We start from the raw sequence: 23,420 nt of genomic DNA on the forward strand, positions 1-23,420 counted from the left end.
TCTCGGCCCACTCCGTCGCCAGAATGGCAGATTCGGAGTGGTGAGACAGCACGGTGAAATCATCGCCGTGGTGTCTGTGGCACCTCAGTCCGCCCGAGAATCCGCAGGACAAGCCGCGCCAGGCGGTACTGGAAGATGGATGGATTGACCGTATGAGACTTGTTGACAGGATTCGCGGGCCGTGGGCACGCCGACTCGGCATGGCCGCCATCACCGCGTTGCTGCTGCCCGGCGTCGTTGGACTCACCGGACAGGCGGCGACCGCCGGAGCGTTCTCCCGGCCGGGGCTGCCGGTCGAGTACCTGATGGTGCCGTCTCCGTCGATGGGGCGCGACATCAAGGTGCAGTTCCAGAGCGGCGGACCCAACTCGCCCGCTCTGTACCTCTTGGACGGCCTCCGCGCCCAGGACGACTTCAACGGCTGGGACATCAACACCCAGGCGTTCGAGTGGTACCTCGACTCGGGCATCTCGGTTGTCATGCCGGTCGGCGGTCAGTCCAGCTTCTACTCGAACTGGTACAAGCCCGCGTGCGGTAAGAACGGCTGCCAGACCTACAACTGGGAGACCTTCCTGACCCAGGAACTTCCGGGCTGGCTGCAGGCCAACCGTGAGGTGCGGTCCACCAACAACGCCGCAGTCGGGCTCTCGATGGCCGGTGGCTCCTCTCTCGTGCTCGCTGCGCATCACCCCGGTCAGTTCACCTACGCCGGCTCGATGTCGGGCTTCCTGAACCCGTCCGAAGGCTGGTGGCCCGGGCTGATCAACATCTCGATGGGTGACGCCGGCGGCTACAAGGCCAACGACATGTGGGGACCGGCCGAGACCGACCCGGCCTGGAAGTACAACGACCCGATGGTGCAGATTCCGAACCTCGTGGCCAACAACAGCCGGATCTGGGTGTACTGCGGTAACGGCCAGCCCAACGAGCTCGGTGGCGGCGACCTGCCCGCAACGTTCCTCGAAGGTCTGACGATCCGGACCAACCGGACGTTCCAGGACAACTACATCGCTGCCGGTGGCAACAACGGCGTGTTCAACTTCCCGAACAACGGCACGCACAACTGGGCGTACTGGGGTCGTGAACTGCAGGCGATGAAGCCGGACCTGCAGGCGCACCTTCTCGTGTAACAGCTGACGAACGAAGCCCCCGGCCGGTCACGGTCGGGGGCTTCGTCGTTCGCGGCTACTGTGGCCGTCATGACGCAAATCAACGCGATGGTGGCGCACGAGGACGCCGAGGCCGGGATCGTCCTGCGCCACGAGGTGGTCGACGAATCCTTCCTTCCCGAGGGAGACGTCGAGATCCACGTCGAATACTCCAGCGTCAACTACAAAGACGCCCTGGCCGTCAGCCCGAAAGGCGGCGTCGCCCGGTCGTATCCGTTGATCCCCGGTATCGACGTCGCAGGCACGGTGACCGCGAGTAGCTCGCCGGACTTCGCCGTCGGTGACAGAGTGGTCGCGCACGGGCAGGACATCGGCACCGGCCGACACGGCGGATACGCCGAGGTCGCTCGCTACCCGGCCGACTACGTGGTCAAGCTGGCCGCACTGAGCACCTCTGACGCGGCCGCGGTGGGCACCGCCGGCTTCACCGCCGCCATGAGCGTCAACGCGCTACGCGCCCACGGCATCACGCCGGATGACGGGCCGGTGCTCGTCACCGGAGCCACCGGTGGTGTGGGCAGCATCAGCGTCGACCTGCTCGCCGGGCTGGGGTACGAGGTGGTCGCCTCGACCGGCAAGACCGATGCACACGACCTGCTGCGCGAGCTGGGTGCGGCCGACGTGATCGACCGGGTGCCGGGCCCCGAGGAGAAGGTGCGTGCCCTCGGAAAGGCGCACTGGGCCGCCGCGGTCGACTGCGTCGGAGGTACGACGCTTGCCTATGCGCTGAGCACGCTGAAATACGGCGGCGTGGCCGCGATCTCCGGTCTCGCAGGATCGACGGATCTGCCCGCTACCGTGATGCCCTTCATCCTGCGGGGCGTGACGCTGGTCGGTATCGACTCGGTGCTGCTGCCCATCGGACCTCGGCGTGAGATCTGGACTCAGATCGAATCCGAACTGCTACCGCGTCACCTGGCTCGGATCACCCGGGAGGTGCCGGTTCGGGAGGTTGCCGACGTGCTGGGCACGATCATCGGCGGCGGGGTCACAGGACGGACGTTGGTAGCGGTGCACGACGGGTTCTGATCCGGCACGGCACCCCGTTGACCACCTGGGTGTTGCTCGGAACATCAATCATGGCACCGGGATTGAGAACGTTGGCGTTGACGCCGGGATGGGCGTTCGCGATGTCCATACGGGTACCGTCGACGCCGTGCCCCCAGCCGTGGGGCAGCGACAACACACCGGGCATCATCTCGTCGGTCACTTCAGCCACCACCTCGACCGCGCCCTCCGTCGTGGAAACCTCGACGAGTTCGCCGTCCGCCACAGCGTGTCGTGCGGCGTCGGCCGGATGGATGAGCAGCGTGCACCGGTCTTTGCCTCGCATCAGGCCGGATACGTTGTGCAGCCAGGAATTGTTGGACCGTAGATGGCGCCGGCTGGTGAGCAGCAGGTCGTCGTCGGTGCGGTCCAGTCGGTCGGCCAGCCTAGGGATGTCGTCGGTGAGAATGGGGTGGATCAGCTCGATCCGGCGCGACGGCGTCGTCAGCACGTCCGCCAGGCGTCCGCCCTCCAACTCGCCGAGTCGCAGCCCGTCGGGGTGACGCCGCACCTCATCCAGTGTCAGCCCGCCAGGCCGGCGACCGAGGTCGTCGCCCCATGGTCCTACGCGAATGCCGAGATCGATCATCCGTTCGGGTCCAACACCTTTGAGGACCGCGAAGACCTCGGCAGGATCCCGCCCGAACAGAGGGGTGTCGGCGGCCTGGCACGCGGTGTAGATGATGCCCTGGGTGTACAGGTCGTCCATCGCACGCAGGTCGACGTCCGGGATGGGCGTGCCGACCAGGGCGCCGGCCAGGCGCAGCATGATCTCCCACTCCTCGGGCCGATCGGCCTGTGGGGGAATGGCCGGATCGGACCATTTCACGCACGCCGCAAGGGAATACATCCAGTACAGGTCGTCGCAGTGGGGACGCTCCAGTGGAGAGAGGCCAGGCAGGATGACGTCGGCGTGGCGACTGGTCTCGTTGAGCCAGTTGTCGACGGAGATCATCGCATCCAGCCCCGCCAGCGCGGCGTTCAACCGACCGGCCCCCGGCGCGGAGATCACCGGGTTGCCGGCCACGGTGATGAGCCCGCGGATCTGACCGTCGCCCGGAGTGTCGATCTCCTCGGCCAGGCAGCTGACCGGGAACTGACCGAGCACCTCGGCCGCCCCGCGTACGCGGCTGCGAAAGCGTCCGAACTGCCATCCGGGGCCATTCTGGTCCGGCGGCTTCATGAACATCGGCGACCACACCGCGGCTTCGGGGAACAGCGCGCCACCCGGGCGGTCGATGCTGCCCAGCGCCACATTGAGCACGAACACCAGCCAGGTGGCCAAGGTGCCGAACTCCTGTGTGCACGTGCCGATTCGGCTGTACACCACCGGTCGGTCGGCGTTCGCCAGGTCGGCGGCCAGCCGCCGGATCGTCGGCGCGTCGACGCCGGTGGCCGCCGCAACGTGCTCGGGCGCGAACTGTGCCGCCATGGCGACGACGTCGTCGAGTCCGTCGACCAAGCCGGCCAGATGGGCCGGGCGACGGAGCTCGCCGGTCTCGGCGAGCGTGTGCAGGATCGCAAAGAGCAGCAGCGCGTCGGTGCCCGGCCGGACCGGTACCCACTCGGTGGCGCGTGCCGCTGTCTGAGTCCGCCGTGGGTCGACGACCACCACGCTGCCGCCACGCGCGCGGATTGCGGCGAGCCTGCCCATGATGTCGGGTGCTGACAGCATCGAACCCTGCGAGGCAGAAGGGTTGGCCCCCAACATCATCAGGTGATCGGTGCGATCGAGGTCGGGAACGGGCGCGTTCCACATTCCGCCGAACAACAACGCGCCGACCACGTTGAGCGGCCATTGGTCGACGGTGCCCGGCGTGTAGTAGGCCGGCATACCGGCCGCTCCGCCCATGCCGACCAGCGCACCGACGTAGGTTTCCAGACCGAGATTATGTGCGACGGGGTTGCCGAGGTACACAGTCACCGCACAAGCGCCGTACGTGTCGATGACGGGCCGCAGCACTCGTTCGGCCTCGGCGAACGCGTCATCCCACGACACCGGGACGTGCTCACCCGAGCGGTTGCGCACGAGCGGCATGCGGAGGCGGTCGGGGTCGTGGTGGATCTGCTGCAACGACGCGCCTTTGGGGCACAGGTGCCCGCGTGACCAGACGTCGTCGGCGTTGCCCCGCACGGACGAGGCGACGCCGTCTTCGACAGTGACCCGAAGGCCACACATCGCCTCACACAGCGGACAGGTGATGCGATGCTCCACGGGCGCACCGTAGCAAGTAATACCTTGGCGCCAGACCATATTCGGTAAGGCGGCCGGAGCGGCGGGTCAGCGGCTCGGCGGTAGCCAGGCCTGAGCCGCAGCCACCAATGCCCGGACCCCGAGGGCCAGTGTCGGATTTATTACGGGGGCATAGCGAGGCGAATGATTGGACGGGACCGAGAGCAGTGCCGGATCCGTCATATCGCCCCGGCTGAAGTGAGACGGGTCTGCGCCGCCGAGCAGCCAGTACGATAGCGGGGCGTCGCAGCTCGTGGCGAAGACGCCGACATCCTCGCTGCCGGCGCCCGCCCCCGGATCGAGAACGTTGTCGTCCCCCAGCCACGCCGCGAAGGTTTCCAGGCTCTTGCCCAGAGCCTCCGGGTCGTTGGTCACGACGGGAAAGTGCTCGGTCTGGGTGATCGTCGGCTCCTGGGGTGCCCCGGCGGTAGCCGCTTCTCCGAACACGATGCGCTCGACGCTCTCGAGGATCCGGCGGCGCACGGCGGTGTCGTAGCTGCGGATGTTCAGCTGAATCTCGGCGTGGCCGGGAATCACATTCGCGGCGTCCCCGGCGTGGATCGATCCGACTGTGAGTACAGCTGTGGCGGTACTCGGAATCTCTCGGGATATGACGGTCTGTAAACGCAGAATCGTCGCGGCCGCCAACACGATGGGATCAACCGAGGCCTCCGGCATCGAGCCGTGCGCGCCTCTGCCCACCAACCGCACGCGCAAGGAATCAGACCCTGCGTACGCCGGGCCGGGATGTCCTGCGATCTTGCCGGCTGGCAGTGGCGCAACGTGCTGGCCGAGAATGACATCCGGTGTCGGCACTCTGTCGAACACGCCGTCATCCACCATCGCTTGTGCGCCCGCGCCGAGTTCCTCGGCAGGCTGAAACACGAGCACGGCGGTGCCCGACCAGCCGGATCTGTCGGCGGCGAGGCTCTGTGCCGCACCTAACAGGCATGTCGTGTGCAGGTCGTGGCCGCACGCGTGCGCGACGGGCACCGTGGCGCCGTGCTCGTCGGTCACGGTTACCGTGCTGGCGTAGTCGAGGCCGGTGTCCTCCCGGATGGGAAGGGCGTCCATGTCCGCCCGGAGCAGCGCTGTCGGACCCACGCCGTTCCTCAGCACACCGACTACGCCCGTTGTTCCGATGCCGGTGATGACCTCAAATCCGAGCGATCGCAGCCGCGCGGTCACGATGTCGACGGTGCGGTACTCCTGGAAGCCCAGTTCCGGATGCTGGTGAAGGTCTTTGTAGAGGCTCACGAGCGCCGGGTCGATCGCGATGTCGCCGATCGCCGCCACGAGTACCCCCTGTCGCACGCCGCCACGTCATGCATCAGGCGAGTGACCGTCGAGGCGTCACAGGCCGGTTGTGAATGCCAACGTCTGCGTGCTCAGGCTATTGTCCACCGTCGGACTGGGTCGCGGGGCGTATTGCTCCGTGTCGACAGAAACGTCGGCACGGCCCCCGCCCCGTCGGTGCCGCGAGGGGCAGCTCAGCAGAACGTGTTGGCGCTCATTTCAATTCGGCGGAGGACAGGCCCAGTAGACGGCGGGCGACCACCAACTGCTGAATCTGCTGGGTGCCCTCGAAGATGTCGAGGATCTTGGAGTCGCGAGCCCACTTCTCCAGCAGCGCGTTCTCGGAATAGCCTGCGGTGCCGGCCAGCTCCACCGTCTTGAGCGTGATGTCGCTGGCGACGCGTGCGGCCTTGGCCTTACCCATCGACGCTTCCTTGGAGTTCGGGATCTTGTTGTCGGCCTGCCACGCCGACCGCAGCGTCAACAGGTAGCCGGATTCCCAGTCGGCCTCCATCCGCAGGAATTCCGCAGCCGCGGCGCTCTGGGCATGGGCCGGTTTGTCGTAGGAGATCTCGATGCCGGCGTTGGTGAGGATCTTGCGAAGCTCCTCCAGCGCGGCGCGCGCGATGCCCACGGCCATACCGGCCACGACGGGCCTGGTGTTGTCGAAGGTCTCCATGACCCCGGCAAAACCCTTCTCGACGTTCACATCCGGGCTTCCCAGCAGATTTTCCTTCGGGATCCGGACGTTGTCGAAACGGATGGCCGCGGTATCGGAAGCCTTGATGCCGAGCTTGTGCTCAAGGCGTTCGACGGTGACTCCCGGGTGCTCCCGCGGCACGATGAAGGACTTGATGGCCGCGCGGCCCTTCGACTTGTCCAGGGTCGCCCACACCACGATGTGGGTGGCGCGCGAACCGGCCGTGACATAGATCTTCTCGCCGTTGATCACGTACTCGTCGCCGTCGAGCTTGGCGGTGGTCGACACCGCTGCCGAGTCGGAACCGAAATCCGGTTCGGTGATCGCCATCGCCGCCCACACCTTGCCGAGACGCTCCAGCTGCTCGTCTGTCGCAACCCCGGAGATGGCCGCATTGCCCAATCCCTGGAAGGGGATCGACAGCACCAGCGCGACGTCGCCCCAACTCACCTCGATGATGTTCAGTACGGCGGACATGTTGCCGCCGTTGATGTTTCCCTTCGGCCCGTCCTCACCGTCACGGAAAGCCTCTGCGCCCGCGAACGAGATGGTCTTGGCCTCGGAGATGCCTTCGAACAGCGTCGCGACCGTGTCCAGCTCGACAGGGTAGGCGTGTTCCTTCACGTCATACTTGCGCGAGATCGGACGGAGTATCTCGGCCGCGCCCTGGTGGCCCTTCTCGATGACCGCCTGCAGCTTCTTCGGCAGTTCCAGGTTGATCGCCATGGTCTGAATCCCTTCTAGAGAACGCGGCGGGTGAAGAACGCTGCGGTTATAGGACAACGACACCTTCGGCCACGCCGATGGCCCGCAGATCGCGGTACCAGCGCTCGACCGGGTGTTCCTTGGTGAAGCCGTGGCCGCCCAGCAGCTGGACACCGTCGAGGCCGATCTGCATGCCCTTGTCGGTGCCGAGCCTCTTGGCCAGTGCCGCCTCGCGCGCGAACGACAGACCCTGCTCGGCACGGGCCGCTCCGCGCCAGGTGATCAGCCGCAGGCCGTCGAGTTCGATGGCGATGTTGGCGCACATGAAGGCGACCGACTGTCTGCGGGCGATCGGTTCGCCGAACGCCTCGCGCTCCTTGACGTAGGGGACGACATAGTCGAGGACCGCGTGCGAGGTGCCGACGGCGAGCGCCGCCCAGCCGAGCCGCGAGAGCGCGATCGCTTCGCTGTAGTTCTGTGCGGCATCGGCGGCTGACACCTCCTGTTCGCCCAGCCGCGCCCCCAGTGGCACAGTCACCTGGTTCAGCTCGACCCGGCCGAGCGCCGCGGCCCGGATGCCCATGCTCGGGTCGGCGGTGACGGTCAGGCCCTGGGTGTCCGCCTCGACGATGAACAACGCGGGCTTGCCGTTGAGCTGGGCGGCGACGATGAAGATCTCGGCATCGGCGGCCGCAGGCACCAGGGACTTGACCCCGTCGAGCCGATACCCGCTGGGGGTACGCACGGCAGTGGTCTTGAGTGCGGTCGGGTCGAACAACGGATGGGGTTCGGCGATCGCCACGCAGGCTTGCGGAACGTTCTCGCCGGCGAACTCTTTGAGGTAGGTGGCCTGCTGGTCGGCACTTCCCCAGTGGGTGAGGGCAGAAGCGACGCCGCCAGGGGCCAGGATCGGCAGCGCGAGGCCCATGTCCCCGTAGGCCAGCGCCTCGGCGACGAGTGCGTTGGTGACGGTGCTGCGGTGCTCGGCGATGCCGTCGAAGTCCTCGGGGATGTTGATCGCGGTGATGCCGAGTTCGGCGGCCTTTGCGATCAGGTCCGGCGGATAGGTGGCGGCGTCGTCGGCATCATGGGCCGCGGGCCGCAGGATCTCCTCGGCGAATTCCTCGACTGTCTGGACGATCATCTTCTGGTCGTCGTCGGGGGTGAGGTCGAAGTAATCCGAGCCCTTGGTCTGGCTCGCGAGCCGCGTCGCCGGCTTGCCGATTCCCTGGATGCGTTTGAACTGACGCGTCGCGGCGCCGGCAGCGGAGAACCCGTGCTTCACGCCGTATTTGATGCCGCGGTTCAGTGGGTCACGCAGATTGTATTTGTCCAGGAACTCCTGGCCCATCAGCGGGGTCAGCAGCGCCATCCCGACGTCGATCGCCGTGCGATTGCGTTTCTGCAACCCGACCGCGCTTTCCTTGCCGGTCCGCTTGGAGGGGAGGGTGTTCGTCATCTTTGCTTCCTCACTGACGCTCAGACGTGCCGATCCGCCACAACTGACTCCAGAGTAAGGTATCCCAACTGACTCGTCGGTAAGTTCGGTGCCTTTGTAAGGCACGTCACAAAGCGGCAGCTCCGGTCATCTTAGCTGCACCCGCCAGTGAGGAATGGCACAGTTGAGGGGAGCCGATGTGTGACAAGGACATTGAAGTGTGACAGATCGTCTAAATTCAGTTTGCAGCCGACGCAGCGGACTTATGCTGCCGACGTGGACATGGCGCCGGGGTGCAGGCAGGCAACGCGACGGGTGCGCGCCCACGCGCGGTGGATCGCTCAGGCGCGTCTCGATGACTACCTGGTGGCCGCGGGAGCCGTCACCGCCGGCCTCCCGGTGATCGGCCGCCATCTCGAACCGATGGCCGGTATCGCGACCCTGGGTCTGTACGGCCTCCGCTACCTACCCGACTTCATGACATCGGCGAAAAGCCGCGTCGGCCCCGCAGCGGCAATGCACCGGCGCACACAGTTACGCGATCTGGGCGAGGTGATGACCGCCGGCATGAAGGACGTGGTCGCCGCCGACGGGCTCGGGCAACCGTGGCCCGCCGGCGATTCCGGTGCGCCCTGGCGCAACGCGTCCCGGCGCCGCCGCGCGGTGTACCGCGCCTCGGTGCCGTACGGCGACGAACCGGGACAGCTGCTCGACGTCTGGCGTCGGCCGGATCTGACCGGACCGGCGCCGGTGCTGGTCTTCATCCCCGGCGGCGCGTGGATCTTCGGCAGCCGGGCGCTGCAAGGCCACGAATTGATGGCTCACCTCGCCGAACTGGGCTGGGTCTGCCTGTCCGTGCAGTATCGGACCAGTCCCAAGCATCGCTGGCCGCGGCAGATCATCGACGTCAAGGCTGCGATCGCGTGGGCAAGGGCTCATGCCCACCACTACGGGGGCGATCCTGGATTCGTCGCCGTGGCCGGATGCTCGGCCGGCGGGCATATGGCGACCCTTGCCGGCCTGAGTCCCAACGACCCCCAATGGCAGTCACGGCTGCCGGCATCGGCGGACACCTCGGTGGACGCGGTCGTCAGCGTCTACGGGTTGTACGACTGGGAGGATCGCGCGACCCCCGACCGCGCCCGCTTCATGGACTTCCTGGAGCGTGCCGTTGTCAAACGCCGGCAGTCGCGTCATCCGGATCTGTTCCGCGACGCCTCGCCGATCGCGCGGGTGAACAGCGAGGCGCCGCCGTTCCTCGTGCTCCACGGTGACAGCGACGTCCTCATTCCGGTCCGGGAGGCGCGGACGTTCGTCGAGCGGCTTCGCGCCGTCTCACAGAATCCGGTCGGCTACGTCGAACTGCCAGGGACCGGCCACGGATTCGACCTCACCGACGGCACGAGGACGAGCGCCGCGGTGCACGCCATCGGCCTGTTCCTCGCCCATGTTCACCGCTCCCGCCCGCACGCACCGGTGGACGCGGTCGGATAGCCCCGACGCCCGGCTGTTCAGTCGCCGAGGGCAGCCAGCACGGCGTCGTGGAGCAATCCGTTGGTGGCTGCGGCGCTGCCGCCGTGCGGGCCGGGCCGGCCCGTCAGGTCGGTGAACCGGCCGCCTGCCTCGCGCACCAGGATGTCCAGCGGCGCCAGATCCCAGAGCTTGACTTCCGGCTCGACGGCGATGTCGACCGCGCCCTCGGCGACCAGGCAGTAGGACCAGAAGTCCCCGTAGCCGCGCACCCGCCACACCGCGTCGGTGAGGTCGAGGAACTTCGACGCGCCACCCTCCCACCCGGTGGTCAGATCCGAGAACGACAGGCTTGCCGCACTGAGCTCGCTGACACCCGATACCGAGATCTGGCGCGTCGCCCCGCCGAAGGACGTGAACGCGCCCAGACCGTCGCCGGCCCACCAGCGTCGGCCCAGCGCCGGTGCGCTCACCACCCCGACGACGGGCACGCCGTCGATCAGGAGCGCGATCAACGTCGACCACACCGGGACCCCTCGGACGAAATTCTTGGTGCCGTCGATGGGGTCGAGCACCCACTGTCGCCCGCCGAGCTCCTTGCTGCCGCCGAACTCCTCGCCGAACACCGGATCGTCGGGCCGCTGCTCGGCCAGCCGCGCGCGCAACAACTTTTCGGCGTTCAGGTCAGCGTCGGTGGCCGGGGTCATGTCCGGCTTCGTCTCGACGCGCAGGTCGCCCGCACCGAAGCGTTGCATGGTCAGTGCATCGGCTTCGTCGGCCAGCTGCAGCGCAAGGTTCACGTCGTCTACCAGGGTGCTCATAGGAGCCGTCCTACCATGTCGGTGTGGTCGAATTCGCAATCATCCTCCTGCTCGTCGGCGCGCTCGTGCTCATCGTGGGTCCGCGCATGATGCGACGACGGGGCGCCGGCACCGACTGGATGCAGGGAAGGCTGCTGATCACCGGGGTGAGCCCGCGTCCGGACGGTGTCAGCGGAGAGCAGTTCGTCACGATCACCGGAGTGATCAACGGTCCGACCCTCAACGAGTACACCGTGTACACCCGCCTCGCGGTGGACGTGAACGACTGGCCGGCCATGGGCCAGCTGCACGACGTCATGTATTCGCCGAAGAACCCGGAGAAGTGGGCGTTCGGATCACGTCCCGAACCGGTGCAACCGCCTCCGGACCAGCAGCCCTACAACTAGTCAGCCGTGCCTGATGGGCCGACTCCTCGCAGGCTCGTCGTCAGCCGTGCCCGATCCGCAACAGCTCCGCCACACTCGTCAACTTCACCCGCGGCCGGCCTGACCCTTCACCGGTCGTGCGCTCGTGTTCGTCGATCAGCTTCCAGTGCTCGTTGGTGACGAGCTTGGGTTGCCGCTCCAGCATCCAGCGCTCCACCGACTCAACGTGATCGTCGCCGAACTCGGCGAGCTCAGCGGTGGCCAGATCCGCCAACAGGGTGTCCACGGTGTCCTGGGAGTCGCTCTTGTTGCTGCCGATCACACCGGTGGGCCCGCGTTTGATCCAGCCGACGACGTATTCGTTGCGACTGCCCTCGACCTTTCCGGCGACGTGCGGAATGGTGCCTGAACGGTCGTCGAACGGGAGGCCGGGGGTCGGGAGCCCGCGATAGCCGACGGCACGCACCACCAGCTGGGCGGGCACCTCCTCGCGCTCGCCGGTGTCCTTGGCCGTCACCCGTCCGTCGGCGCCGCTGATCAACTCGTTGCGACCCAACACGATCGACTCGACCTTGCCGTTGCCCTTGATTTCCACGGGCGAGGTCCGGAACCGGAACACGATGCGCCGCTTCGCTCCGCGCGGTGTCGTGTCGGCGTACTTGCGCAGCACCTTGATGTTGTTGCGCACGGTTTTTCCCGCGGCCTCAAGATCGTCGTCGGTGATGTCGGCGAAGTCGGCGGGATCGACCACGACGTCGACGTCGCCGAGTCCCTCCAGGTCACCCAGCTCGCGCAGTTCGAGTGTGGTGAACGGCGCCTGCAGGGGACCGCGCCTGCCGATCACCAGCACCTCCTCCACGCCGCGGGCGTGCAGCGACTCCAGCGCGTGGTCGGCGATGTCGGTTTCGGCGAGCGCGTCCGGATCGCTGACCAGGATGCGTGCCACGTCGATCGCCACGTTGCCGTTGCCGATCACCACGGCACGACCGCTCGACACGTCGGGCGCCATCTCCTTGAAGTGAGGGTGCGCGTTGTACCAGCCGACGAAGTCGACGGCGGCGACGCTGCCCGGCAGCTCCTCGCCGGGAATGCCCAGCGACCGGTCGGACTGCGCACCGATGGCGTATACGACGGCGTCGTAGCGCTCGGCCAACTCGGCCGGGTGCACATGCTCGCCGATGACGAGGTTGCCGAAGAATCGGAACCGCGGATCCTGTGCGATCTTGTCGAACTGCGCGCTGATCGACTTGATCTTCGGATGGTCCGGCGCGACGCCGGACCGCACCAGACCGAACGGGGTGGGGAGCATCTCCAGCATGTCGACGCGAACGTCGCGGCCCTCGCCGGACCCGCCGGACTTCAAAAGGGACGCCGCGGCAAAGAATCCGGACGGGCCGGAGCCGACGATCGCCACGTAGTAGGGACGCAAAGGGGGCATGTGCGCTGCCTTCTGTCGCCGCCCGGCCACACGCAAGGGGCTGTCGCGACGCGACCGGACGAGGTTCCGACCCCGATGCTAGATCGAGAGGGACGGCATCGACGTGATTCTGTGCCGCCGCGGCGGAAATGACCGTGGCACGACGAGTGACAACCACCGCAGGTTGCGGGGTGAGTACCCTGAACTCCCGTGGATCCCGACCGCCAAGCCGACATCGCCGCCCTCGACGCCACGCTGACCACTGTGGAGCGTGTCATCGACGTCGACGGGCTTCGCGGACGCATCGAACAACTCGAACAAGATGCCTCCGATCCGAACCTGTGGGACGACCAGTCCCGGGCCCAGAAGGTCACCAGCGAGCTGTCGCACGCGCAGGGCGAACTGCGGCGTGTCGAAGAGCTGCGCGGACGCCTCGAGGACCTGCCGGTGCTCTACGAGATGGCGTCCGAAGAAGAAGGCGTCGACGCCGACAACGCCACCGCCGAGGCCGACGCGGAGCTGACCAAGCTGCGCGAGGACATCGAGGCCATGGAGGTCCGCACCCTGCTCTCGGGTGAGTACGACGAACGGGAGGCGCTGGTCACCATTCGGTCCGGCGCGGGCGGCGTGGACGCCGCCGACTGGGCCGAGATGCTGATGCGCATGTACATCCGCTGGGCCGAGCAACACAACTACGGCGTGGAAGTGTTCGACACCTCCTACGCGGAGGAGGCCGGCATCAAGAGCGCGACCTTCGCCGTACACGCCCCGTACGCATACGGGAATCTCTCGGTCGAACAGGGCACACACCGACTGGTGCGCATCAGCCCCTTCGACAATCAGAATCGGCGACAGACGTCGTTCGCCGACGTCGAGGTGCTGCCCGTCACCGAAACCACGGATCACATCGAGATCCCCGAGGGCGACGTCCGCGTCGACGTCTACCGGTCGAGCGGACCCGGCGGCCAGTCGGTGAACACCACCGACTCCGCGGTCCGGCTCACCCACATCCCGACCGGTATCGTCGTCACCTGCCAGAACGAGAAGTCGCAGCTGCAGAACAAGGTGTCCGCGATGCGCGTGCTCCAGGCGAAACTGTTGGAGCGCAAACGATTAGAAGAACGCGCCGAGATGGATGCCCTCAAGGGCGACGGCGGCAGCTCATGGGGCAATCAGATGCGTTCCTATGTGCTGCATCCCTACCAGATGGTGAAGGATCTGCGCACCGAGTTCGAGGTCGGCAATCCAGCAGCGGTGCTGGACGGCGACATCGACGGCTTCCTGGAAGCCGGCATCCGGTGGCGCAACCGCAAAGATGACGACTAGCACCCCACTCGCGCTCGACCTCGCCTCGCACTGGCACAGTTTCTGGGGCGGTGACATCGGCGTCTGGATTCTCGACCGGGGCGTGCGCATCGCGCTATTGCTCATCGGCGGCCTCTTGGCCGCCCGGTTCATCAACTGGACAGCGCAGCGCATCACCCGCCGCATCGACGCCGAATATCAGGAGAGCGATCAGCTGGTGCGCTCGGAGAGCGCCAAACACCGCCAGGCCGTGGCCTCGGTCATCTCCTGGGTGTCGGTGGCGCTGCTGTTCGTCATGGTGGCCGTCCAGATCACCGACATCCTCGCCATCCCCATCGGATCCCTGGTGGCGCCGGCGGCCGTGATAGGTGCTGCGCTCGGTTTCGGTGCGCAGCGGCTGGTGCAGGACCTGCTGTCCGGATTCTTCATCATCACCGAAAAACAGTATGGATTCGGCGACCTCGTCGCCCTCACCGTCTCCGGCATAGCCGCGCCGGCGGAAGGCACCGTCGAGGACGTCACGCTGCGCGTCACGAAACTACGGTCGGCCGAGGGGGAGATGTTCACCATCCCCAACGGCCAGATCGTCAAGACCGTCAACCTGTCCAAGGATTGGGCCAGGGCCGTCATCGACATTCCGGTGCCCACGTCGGCCGACCTCAATATCGTCAACGACGTGCTGCACGACCTGGCGCAGAAGGCGATCGACGACCCGCAGCTGCACGACCTCCTTCTCGATGCGCCGCAGTTGATGGGAGTGGAAAGCATCGAACTCGACACCGTGAACATGCGCATGGTGGCTCGAACACTGCCGGGAAAGCAGTTCGAGGTCGGCCGCCGGCTCCGCATCCTCGTCATCCGGGCGCTGCGCAGATCGGGCATCGTCGCTCCGGGTGAGCCGGCGCCCACCGTCGGCGCCATCGTGCACCCTGCCACCGCAGGAGGCGCTGAGAAGGAGACCCAGGGCCCGGAGTCGGACAAATGAAGCTCACGTTCCGTCCGAGCGGGGACAATCAGCGCCGCTGGCCGACGTACATCCTGGGTGGCCGCATCCGCACGTCCACGGCCGGACTGATCCTGGCGTTCATCGCACTCTTCTGGGTGAACCAGAACTACGAGCCCGCCCCGCCGGCCGCCACGCTGGATCCGGCGCAGCAGGTGGTCCCGCCAGGGTTCGTCCCCGACCCCAACTACACGTGGGTACCGCGGACCAACGTGAGGCCACGGGAACCCGAGTTCACGACGACGCGCACAACCACCACCATGACAACCACCACAACCACGCCGCCAACCACGACCTCACCGGGCGAGCCGACCACCACCACTCCCGGCGAGCCGGGACTGCCCACCACCCCGTCGACGACGGTGATCGACCCCGACGGTCCGGGTCCACTCGGCCCCGAGACGTTCACGCAGGAGCCTCCGACCGTGCCGTCCACCACGGCCGTTCCGGCGGCCCCGACGCCGACGTCGACACCGCCACTGCCCTAGTGCGGGGGTAACCGCAGCGCGTCCCGCTACACTGGCGTGCCGTGATGATCACCCTCGACCGAGTGTCCAAGCAGTACAAGTCGTCGGCCCGTCCGGCGCTCGACAATGTCTCGGTCAAGATCGACAAGGGTGAGTTCGTCTTCCTCATCGGGCCGTCCGGGTCGGGCAAGTCCACGTTCATGAGGCTGCTGCTGGCGGAGGAGAATCCGTCGTCAGGCGATATCCGGGTCTCGAAGTTCCACGTCAACAAGCTGTCCGGCCGCCACATCCCGGGCCTACGGCAGGTTCTCGGGTGCGTCTTCCAGGATTTCCGCCTGCTTCAGCAGAAGACGGTGTTCGAGAACGTCGCGTTCGCCCTGGAGGTGATCGGCAAGCGCGCCGACACCATCAATCGTGTGGTGCCCGACGTGCTGGAGATGGTGGGCCTCTCGGGCAAGGCCAACCGGCTGCCGGCCGAGCTGTCCGGTGGCGAGCAGCAGCGTGTCGCGATCGCCCGCGCCTTTGTGAACCGGCCGCTGGTGCTGTTGGCCGATGAGCCCACCGGCAACCTGGACCCGGACACCAGCAAGGACATCATGGATCTGCTCGAGCGCATCAATCGCACGGGCACGACGGTGGTGATGGCAACCCACGACCACCACATCGTCGACTCGATGCGACAGCGCGTCGTCGAACTCGAACTCGGCCGTCTGATTCGTGATGAACAGCGCGGCGTCTACGGAATGGATCGCTAAGTGCGCTTCGGCTTTCTCGTCAACGAGGTCCTCACCGGGCTTCGCCGCAATGTGACCATGACGGTCGCGATGATCCTCACGACCGCGATCTCGATCGGATTGTTCGGCGGCGGACTGTTGGTGATGCGACTGGCCGACCAGTCGCGCGCCATCTATCTGGACCGGGTGGAGAGCCAGGTCTTCCTCACCAATGACGTGTCGGCCAACGACCCGACGTGCGACGCCGAGCCCTGCAAGGGGCTGCGTCAGACGATCGAGGACCGCGACGACGTCCGCTCCGTGCGGTTCCTCAACCGCGACGAGGCCTACGACGACGCGATCCGGAAGTTCCCGCAGTACAAGGACGTCGCGGGCAGAGATGCGTTCCCGGCGTCGTTCGTGGTCAAACTCGACGACCCCGAACAGCACCAGAGTTTCGACGAGGCGATGGTGGGTCAGCCCGGCGTACTCAGAGTGCTCAATCAGAAAGACTTGATAGATCGGCTTTTCGCGGTCCTCGACGGCATCAGCAGCGTGGCCTTCGCGGTGGCGCTGGTGCAGGCGATCGGCGCGGTGTTGTTGATCGCCAACATGGTCCAAGTCGCGGCCTACACCCGAAGAACCGAGATCGGCATCATGCGCCTGGTGGGCGCCACGCGCTGGTACACGCAGTTGCCGTTCCTGGTGGAGGCCATGCTGGCCGCGTTCATCGGTGTGGTGCTGTCGATCCTGGGACTGATCCTGGTGCGGGCGTTGTTCCTCGAGGATGCGCTCGACCAGTTCTACCAAGCAAACCTGATCGCGCAGGTCGACTTCTGGGACGTCATCTTCTATTGCGCGCCGTGGATGTTGTTCCTCGGCCTGGCCATGTCCGGCATCACGTCCTACGTGACGCTGCGGCTCTACGTACGAAGGTAGCGGTGGCCAAGAAGGCCAAGGGGCCCAAAGACAGCAACAATCAGGTTGTCGCGACCAATCGCAAGGCGCGGCACAATTATTCGATCTTGGAGACCTTCGAGGCCGGTGTCGCGTTGATGGGCACCGAGGTGAAGAGCCTGCGTGATGGGACAGCCTCGCTGGCCGACGCATTCGCCACCGTCGACGACGGCGAGATCTGGCTGCGCAACCTCCACATCCCCGAATATCACCACGGCACCTGGACCAACCATGCGCCGCGACGCAACCGCAAGCTGTTGTTGCACCGCACCGAGATCGACAACCTGGTCGGCAAGATCCGCGACGGCAACCTGACCCTGGTGCCGTTGTCGCTGTACTTCACCGGCGGCAAGGTCAAGGTGGAGTTGGCGCTGGCCCGCGGTAAGCAGGCGCACGACAAGCGGCAGGACATGGCACGCCGGGATGCCGAACGCGAGGTGACGCGCGAGCTGGGCCGCCGGGTCAAGGGCATGTCCTCCTGACGGGCGTCCTCAGCGCGCTCCTCGCCGCGCTGGGCTACGGCATCAGCGATTTCGTCGGCGGCATCGCGTCGCGTCGGGTGGCCGCGCTGCGCGTAGTGATCGTCTCGTATCCGCTGGCCCTGCTGCTTCTCACGCTCCTGGCCGTCCCGGTCGGTGGCCAGATCAGCGCCCCGGCCGTGTGGTGGGGACTGCTGTCGGGGGTCGCCCAGGCATTCGGCGTGTGGTGGTTCTACGCGGCGCTGGGCTCGGGCCCGATCTCGGTGGTGTCGCCGTTGACCGCAGTTCTGGTTGCCGGCATCCCGGTACTGGCGGGGCTCGTGCTGGGGGAACGGCCCAGCACCCTCGCCGGTATCGGGGTCGTGCTCGCGCTGGTCGCGGTGGTGTTGGTCAGCCGGGAAGCCAGCGATGGCGACGAGGACGTCCGACGGCACCGATTCACCGTCAAGGTGGCGTTGCTGACCGTCGGTTCGGGAGTCGCGTTCGGGATGAACTTCGTTTTGCTGCACCAGGTTCCCCCCGAGGCCAAACTGTGGCCCTTGGTGTTCGCCAGAATCGCGGCAACCACGATCGTGCTGGTGGCTGCCCTGCTGACCGCCAACCTGGTACTCGAACGTGGGGTATCGCTGCGGCTGGCCGCCGTGGCCGGAGTACTCGACACGATCGCCAACGTCGCCACCCTGCTGGCGTTGCAGTCGTCGTTGTTATCCCTGGCGGGGGTGCTGATCGCGCTTTACCCGGCCGCGACCGTCGTACTGGCGATCACTGTGCTCCGCGAGCGGGTGACCCGCTGGCAGGCCCTCGGAATGGTCTTGACCCTCGGTTCTGTCGCGATGATCGCCGCAAATTAGCTACCGTCGTCCAATAAGCGCCATTTTTCGGTGGGGGACCGGGCGCAGGGGGAGGGAGGCGTGTGGCATCCAACCGCTCGCGACTTCGTCTGGTCATCACTGTGGGTGTCCCGTCACTCGCGGTCCTGAACGCGCTGTCCCTCTGGGGTGACGAGGCGGCGCGCTTCGGCGAACTGGTCCTTCAGATCGTCGCGGGACTGGGCGCGGCCATCTGCGGCGTGGTCGTGGCGTGGCAGGTCACAGGCCTGGCTCGCTGGTGGCGAGTGCTCTACGTGGGAGCGCTGGTGGCATGGGCGTTCGGTCAGTTCGCCTGGTACACGGGATCGTCGGAGACGGTGTCGACACCGGCGCGCGCTGCGTACTTCGTACTGCCCGTCCTGGCCCTGAGCTCGGTGATCCTGCTCGTCCGTTCCAGCGGCGGTGTCACCGGACCACGGGAACCGTCCGCCCGCGATCCCCACATCACCAACGTCTTCGACGGGGTGATCGCCGGCATCTCTTTTCTGATCCTCGCGGCGATGGGCGGCTTCGGTGCCGGCTCCACGGCGTCCCTGCCGAGGTCGGGGATCCCGGCCGTCGAGGTCGTCTTCGCGGTGGCGGAACTGATGCTGGTGGCCGCCGCCGTCGTGATCGCGATGATCTACGCGCCGGACCGTCCGTATCGCAGGAATTATCTGCTGCTGGCCACCGGGCTCGTCACGATGGCCGCGTCGGACCGACTGGTCGCCTACTTCCGGTCTGTCGGCGTCGAGGGCGGAGATCTGTGGGCCGGTATCGGGCTGATCGTCGGACCCATGATCATCGCGTTCGCGATGCTCGAACATGGCGGGCCGAACGATACGACAACAGATCGCGACATCAACTGGGTCCAGCTGGTGCTGCCCTACGTCGGATTTCTCGGGATCGCGGTGCTGTTCGGGTACCACGTCCTGTGGGTCGGCAAGCCGCTCAGCCCGTTCGTGGTGTATCTGACGATCCTGCTGGTCCTGCTGGTCACCACCCGCCAGGTGCTGACGACGCGGGCGCAGAACCTGTTGACCCAACGCCTGTACTGGGCGCAGCGGGGGCTGGCCTACCAGGTGCACCATGACGCGCTGACGGGACTACCGAACCGCATCCTGTTCTCCCAGCGGCTGGACGAGGCCATGAGACACGGCAACTTCGTGCTCATTTTCGTCGATCTCGACGACTTCAAAGAGGTCAACGACCGATTCGGGCATGCGGCGGGCGACGAGTTGCTGCGGGCGGTGGGGGAGCGCCTCAGGCGCTGTGTGAACGGGACCGACACCCTGGCCCGTGTCGGCGGCGACGAATTCGCGATCTTGATCAACGGCGATGGCGAGCAGCTCGACACCGTCGCCGAACGCCTTCGGATAGCGCTGCGCGACCCGTTCCCGGTACACGGTTCGTCGGTGCGGGTCCGGGCAAGCATGGGCCTGGTCAGGCCCGACACCGACTCGCAGACGTCGGACGACTTGCTGAGACAGGCGGACATCTCCATGTACGCCGGCAAACGGATGGGCAAGAACACCGCCGTGGTCTACCAGCCGTCGTCCGGGGTGACGGTCGACTTCCCGACGATGCTGCGCAACGCCGACGGTGAAGTCCCGCCCGGCTTTCGGCTTGTCTATCAATTGGTGGTGCGGTTGCCGGAGGGCACTCCGGTCGCCGTCGAAGCGCTGGCCCGGTGGACCGCGCCCAATGGCATCGACATCTCGCCGGAGACGTTCGTCGCCGTCACCGAAGCGGCCGGGCTCGGCGCCGTGTTCGATTCACTGGTGATGAATCTGGCGTGCCGGGAAGTCCGTACGGCGGGGCTCGACCTCGACATCCACGTCAACATCGGCGCGGCGCGCCTCGGGAACCCAGGCTTCGAGCGAGAAGTGCACCAGGTCATGAGCCGACACCGGATTCCCCGCGGGCGCCTCGTGCTGGAGATCACCGAGACGGTGCCGATCGTCGACCTCGATCGGGCGGCAGCGCAGATCCGCCGATTGAGCGACGTCGGTGTGAAGATCGCGCTGGACGACTTCGGCGCCGGATTCAATTCCCTGACCTATCTGCACTGCCTGCCGGTGCACATCGTCAAGCTCGACCGCAGCCTGGCCTCCGGCGGAGATCCGGCACGGGATCTGGCGTTGTACCGATCGGTCATCGGATTGTGCGGCGCGCTCGGCATGGACGTGATCGCCGAGGGCATCGAGTCGGATGCGCAAGCCGACACCGTGTACCGCGCCGGTGGGCGGCTGGCCCAGGGGCACCGGTTCGCGCGTCCGGTGCCGATCGCCGAGCTGTACTCCACGCCGGTGGCGATGACCGGCGATGCAGGCCCCGATCTGTCGCCTGCGGTGCCGGGCGATCTGACCCAGGCGGACTAAATAATCGCTGGTCGATGTTGAATGAACCGGTAGTATGAACTTCCTGCCGAAACACGGCAGGTGTGCGAGGGGCTGAACGGTTTCGACTTCGCGCATCGAATCAAGGGAAGCGTGCCGGTGCAGGCAATTGACCACCGTAAGCGTCGTTGCAACCAATTAAGCGCCGATTCCAATCAGCGCGACTTCGCCCTCGCTGCTTAAGCGACGGTGAGTCTGTCAGACCGGGAGCGCCCTCGGCCCGGACCCTGGCATCAGCTAGAGGGAACCACCGATTCACCCGGTCGCGGGGAGTCTCGGGACATCAAACAGCGACTGGGATCGTCATCCTGACTTGTTCGTGTGATCAGGAGATCCGAGTAGAGACATAGCGAACTGCGCACGGAGAAGCCTCGAGGGAATGCCGTAGGACCCGGGTTCGATTCCCGGCAGCTCCACCGAAGAAGAGCAGGCCAGAGACGCAAAGTCTCTGGCCTGCTTCTTTTGTGCCATTCAAGGCGATCGCATGATCTGCATTCACCCGAAAGAGTCCGGCAGGCATGGAACGCTGAGCGGTGACACGGCACCGAAGTGCCGTGACGCGCAACAGGACGGAATCCGTGAGCCAAGGATCGGGACGCCTCGCCGAAAAATCCGCAGTGATCACCGGGGCGGCGTTCGGCATCGGTCGGGCCACCGCCGTGCGCTTCGCCAACGAAGGCGCGCGGCTGATCGTGACCGATGTCCAGGGCGAGCCGCTGCGGGCGCTTGCCGACGAACTTCGGAGCGCCGGCGCCCAGGTGGAGACAGTTGTCGGCGACGTCTCGGTCGAGTCTGACGCGAGGCAGATGATCGCGGCGGCGATCGAGCGCTACGGGCGTCTCGACGTGCTGGTCGCCAACGCCGGCATCATCCCGCTCGGCGACGTGCTGGAGATGACAGTCTCCGACTGGGACGAGGTGATGGCCATCGACGGGCGCGGCATGTTCCTCACGTGCAAGTTCGCGATCGAGGCGATGCTGACGACCGGCGGCGGAGCCATCGTCTGCCTGTCCTCGATCTCGGGACTGGCCGGACAGAAGCGGCAGGCAGCGTATGGCCCCGCCAAGTTCGTGGCCACCGGACTGACTCAGCACTTGGCCGTGGAGTGGGCGGAGCAGGGAATCAGGGTCAACGCCGTCGCGCCCGGAACCATTCGGACCGAGCGGGTTCTGCGGCTGCCGGAGGAGCCGGGTGGCTCGGAGTACCTGGCGGAGATCGAGCGGATGCATCCGATGGGCCGCATCGGCGAGCCGGACGAGGTCGCGAGCGCCATCGTGTTCCTGGCCTCCGACGACGCATCCTTCATCACCGGCGCGGTCTTGCCCGTCGACGGGGGATACCTGGCGCAGTAGCGCCGGCGTTGCCGATCACGCGACGAGGGTGGGACGCAGACGTTCCGCCGGCACAACGGTGCCGTCGGCGAGATCGTGCATCAGGTTGTCGGCGTAGTCGATCAAGCCCGCGATGTCCACGGCATGCGGTGCGGGCCTGGCAATACCGTCAAGGCGCTCCCGTGCACGGCGCAGCAACGCTGCGGCACCGTCGACGTTGCCGCGCTGGACGTGGGTGATGCCGACGGCAAGTTGGGCCAAGCCCTGCCACATCGGCTTCTCCGCCGATGGGCCGCTTTTCCACGCGGTTTCGAGCACCTCGTGTGCGTAGAACGCCAACCCCTCGTCGATCAGACGCTGCGCATACGCGAGCGATTCTGCCGGCGACAGGTCGAGATCCTCGGGGATCTGCACGACGCCCTGGCTGCCGCGACTCAGCGGGCGGCCCAGCGCATCGCGGGGGCGTGCGCTCTGGGGGCGGCCCGTGTCGTCGCGATCCCGGTCTGCCATCTGCCCATCCTCGCAGGTGTGGCGCGCTGGGCCCCCGCGGACGGCGTCCGCGTCAGACGCCCATGGCGGCTGCGATCAGCCCGGCGACACCCGCCGCCGTCGCACGGGTCTGCGCATCGTCGGCTGGAAAGTACTGATCGACGTCCGCGTCGTATCGCGCGCCGGCGATCCCGCCGTGGTCGGTGTCGAGCTCGACGAGTGTCACCGGCCAACCGCCCCGCCCGAGGTCGGCCGCGAATTCCCTGCTCGCCGTGACGGGAACGACGTCGTCACGCACCCCGTGCAGCAACGTGAACGGCGATCCGCCGCCCTGCGACCTCAATCCTTCGCCGAGGTGCTCACCGGAGATCGGGTCGCGCGCCATGAACGCGCCACCGAGGCAGACGGTGTGCACCAGCGGCACATCGAAGTCCGTCGAATGGATCGTCAGCCCCGCCGCCGCCACGCCACCCATGGACCAGCCCACCAGGGTCAAACCCGTTGACGCTCGGACGAATTGGCGAGCGAAGTCGATGGAGTTCAGAAGGTCCGCGCGTCCTCCGTCGTCGGCATGGGAATCCCAGTCGGCGACCGCCACCCCGACGCCGTGGTCGGCGAGCAACGTTGCCAGCGGCAGCAGCGCGGCACGGGAGTCGGTCTGCATGCCGTGCCACATCAGCACAGTCGGCGCCGACATGTCTCCGACAAGATCGACCGCTCGTCCCGGGGCGTAGTCCTGAATCACCATGACGCCCGTGTTCCCCGGGA

General features: G+C 66.6%; 21 protein-coding genes and 1 other RNA gene. 14 read left to right on the plus strand and 8 right to left on the minus strand.

Annotation, left to right across the window (positions count from 1 at the left end; genetic code table 11):
• Positions 1–152 precede the first annotated feature (152 nt).
• Together EL337_RS08495 and EL337_RS08500 are read left to right on the plus strand one after the other, a co-directional pair.
• Entirely contained in the window at positions 153–1,130 is a 978-nt protein-coding gene (locus EL337_RS08495; protein WP_048634273.1) for an esterase family protein, read from the plus strand.
• Positions 1,131–1,199: 69 nt separating this feature from the next.
• On the plus strand, positions 1,200–2,198 hold the full coding sequence (locus EL337_RS08500; protein WP_048634339.1) for an MDR family oxidoreductase: 999 nt from the start codon (positions 1,200–1,202) through the stop codon (positions 2,196–2,198).
• Here the strand turns inward: EL337_RS08500 and EL337_RS08505 are convergent.
• From EL337_RS08505 to EL337_RS08520, 4 genes are all read right to left on the minus strand, one after another.
• Positions 2,158–4,431 carry a molybdopterin-dependent oxidoreductase gene (locus tag EL337_RS08505; RefSeq protein WP_048634272.1) on the minus strand — a complete coding sequence of 758 codons (2,274 nt, stop codon included), beginning with the start codon at positions 4,429–4,431 and terminating at the stop codon, positions 2,158–2,160. The genes EL337_RS08500 and EL337_RS08505 overlap by 41 nt on opposite strands.
• 66 nt (positions 4,432–4,497) lie before the next feature.
• Positions 4,498–5,763, minus strand: coding sequence for an amidohydrolase (locus EL337_RS08510; protein ID WP_232786880.1), 1,266 nt, complete (start codon positions 5,761–5,763; stop codon positions 4,498–4,500).
• A 196-nt stretch (positions 5,764–5,959) separates the two neighbouring features.
• A complete protein-coding gene (locus EL337_RS08515) occupies positions 5,960–7,171 on the minus strand; it encodes an acyl-CoA dehydrogenase family protein (protein WP_048634271.1) in 1,212 nt (403 codons plus the stop codon).
• 46 nt (positions 7,172–7,217) lie between these two features.
• On the minus strand, positions 7,218–8,609 hold the full coding sequence (locus EL337_RS08520) for an acyl-CoA dehydrogenase family protein (RefSeq protein WP_048634270.1): 1,392 nt from the start codon (positions 8,607–8,609) through the stop codon (positions 7,218–7,220).
• Positions 8,610–8,870: 261 nt separating this feature from the next.
• Between EL337_RS08520 and EL337_RS08525 the strand changes: the two genes are divergently transcribed.
• Entirely contained in the window at positions 8,871–10,082 is a 1,212-nt protein-coding gene (locus tag EL337_RS08525) for an alpha/beta hydrolase (RefSeq protein WP_048634337.1), read from the plus strand.
• Between the two features lie 17 nt (positions 10,083–10,099).
• On the opposite strand, the gene hisN is transcribed toward EL337_RS08525, so the two are convergent.
• Positions 10,100–10,879 (minus strand): histidinol-phosphatase, encoded by a 780-nt coding sequence (hisN, locus tag EL337_RS08530; protein ID WP_048634269.1) that lies wholly within the window; start codon positions 10,877–10,879, stop codon positions 10,100–10,102.
• Between the two features lie 23 nt (positions 10,880–10,902).
• Here hisN and EL337_RS08535 point away from each other — a divergent pair, with 23 nt between their 5' ends.
• Positions 10,903–11,265, plus strand: a complete 363-nt coding sequence (locus tag EL337_RS08535) for a hypothetical protein (protein ID WP_048634268.1) — start codon at positions 10,903–10,905, stop codon at positions 11,263–11,265.
• A gap of 40 nt (positions 11,266–11,305) precedes the next feature.
• On the opposite strand, the gene EL337_RS08540 is transcribed toward EL337_RS08535, so the two are convergent.
• Positions 11,306–12,682, minus strand: a complete 1,377-nt coding sequence (locus EL337_RS08540; protein WP_048634267.1) for an FAD-dependent oxidoreductase — start codon at positions 12,680–12,682, stop codon at positions 11,306–11,308.
• Positions 12,683–12,871: 189 nt separating this feature from the next.
• On the opposite strand from EL337_RS08540, the gene prfB reads away from it, so the two are divergent.
• From prfB to EL337_RS08590, 10 genes are all read left to right on the plus strand, one after another.
• The gene (gene prfB, locus EL337_RS08545; RefSeq protein ID WP_048634266.1) at positions 12,872–13,987 is read left to right on the plus strand and encodes a peptide chain release factor 2; all 1,116 of its coding nucleotides are present in this window, start codon (positions 12,872–12,874) and stop codon (positions 13,985–13,987) included.
• A complete protein-coding gene (locus tag EL337_RS08550; RefSeq protein ID WP_048634265.1) occupies positions 13,977–14,951 on the plus strand; it encodes a mechanosensitive ion channel family protein in 975 nt (324 codons plus the stop codon). Before prfB ends, EL337_RS08550 begins: the two co-directional genes overlap by 11 nt.
• On the plus strand, positions 14,948–15,457 hold the full coding sequence (locus tag EL337_RS08555) for an Rv3103c family proline-rich protein (RefSeq protein ID WP_048634264.1): 510 nt from the start codon (positions 14,948–14,950) through the stop codon (positions 15,455–15,457). The genes EL337_RS08550 and EL337_RS08555 overlap by 4 nt, the downstream gene beginning before the upstream one ends.
• A 44-nt stretch (positions 15,458–15,501) precedes the next feature.
• The gene (gene ftsE / locus EL337_RS08560; protein WP_048634336.1) at positions 15,502–16,191 is read left to right on the plus strand and encodes a cell division ATP-binding protein FtsE; all 690 of its coding nucleotides are present in this window, start codon (positions 15,502–15,504) and stop codon (positions 16,189–16,191) included.
• Complete coding sequence (ftsX, locus tag EL337_RS08565; protein WP_048634263.1) at positions 16,192–17,088, plus strand: permease-like cell division protein FtsX; 897 nt, start codon at positions 16,192–16,194, stop codon at positions 17,086–17,088.
• Positions 17,089–17,090: 2 nt separating this feature from the next.
• On the plus strand, positions 17,091–17,588 hold the full coding sequence (gene smpB / locus EL337_RS08570; RefSeq protein WP_048634262.1) for an SsrA-binding protein SmpB: 498 nt from the start codon (positions 17,091–17,093) through the stop codon (positions 17,586–17,588).
• A 41-nt stretch (positions 17,589–17,629) separates the two neighbouring features.
• Complete coding sequence (locus EL337_RS08575) at positions 17,630–18,436, plus strand: EamA family transporter (protein ID WP_048634261.1); 807 nt, start codon at positions 17,630–17,632, stop codon at positions 18,434–18,436.
• A gap of 62 nt (positions 18,437–18,498) precedes the next feature.
• A complete protein-coding gene (locus EL337_RS08580) occupies positions 18,499–20,814 on the plus strand; it encodes a putative bifunctional diguanylate cyclase/phosphodiesterase (RefSeq protein ID WP_048634260.1) in 2,316 nt (771 codons plus the stop codon).
• Positions 20,815–20,882: 68 nt separating this feature from the next.
• Positions 20,883–21,251, plus strand: a transfer-messenger RNA (tmRNA) gene (ssrA, locus tag EL337_RS08585).
• Between the two features lie 159 nt (positions 21,252–21,410).
• Positions 21,411–22,184, plus strand: a complete 774-nt coding sequence (locus EL337_RS08590; protein ID WP_048634335.1) for an SDR family NAD(P)-dependent oxidoreductase — start codon at positions 21,411–21,413, stop codon at positions 22,182–22,184.
• A 15-nt stretch (positions 22,185–22,199) separates the two neighbouring features.
• Here the strand turns inward: EL337_RS08590 and EL337_RS08595 are convergent, their stop codons facing one another.
• The gene (locus tag EL337_RS08595) at positions 22,200–22,673 is read right to left on the minus strand and encodes a DUF309 domain-containing protein (RefSeq protein ID WP_048634259.1); all 474 of its coding nucleotides are present in this window, start codon (positions 22,671–22,673) and stop codon (positions 22,200–22,202) included.
• 52 nt (positions 22,674–22,725) lie between these two features.
• Entirely contained in the window at positions 22,726–23,400 is a 675-nt protein-coding gene (locus tag EL337_RS08600; RefSeq protein ID WP_048634258.1) for an alpha/beta hydrolase, read from the minus strand.
• Positions 23,401–23,420: the final 20 nt, after the last annotated feature.

Origin of the sequence: Mycolicibacterium aurum (genome assembly GCF_900637195.1) — a bacterium.
Classification (GTDB): Bacteria; Actinomycetota; Actinomycetes; order Mycobacteriales; family Mycobacteriaceae; genus Mycobacterium; species Mycobacterium aurum.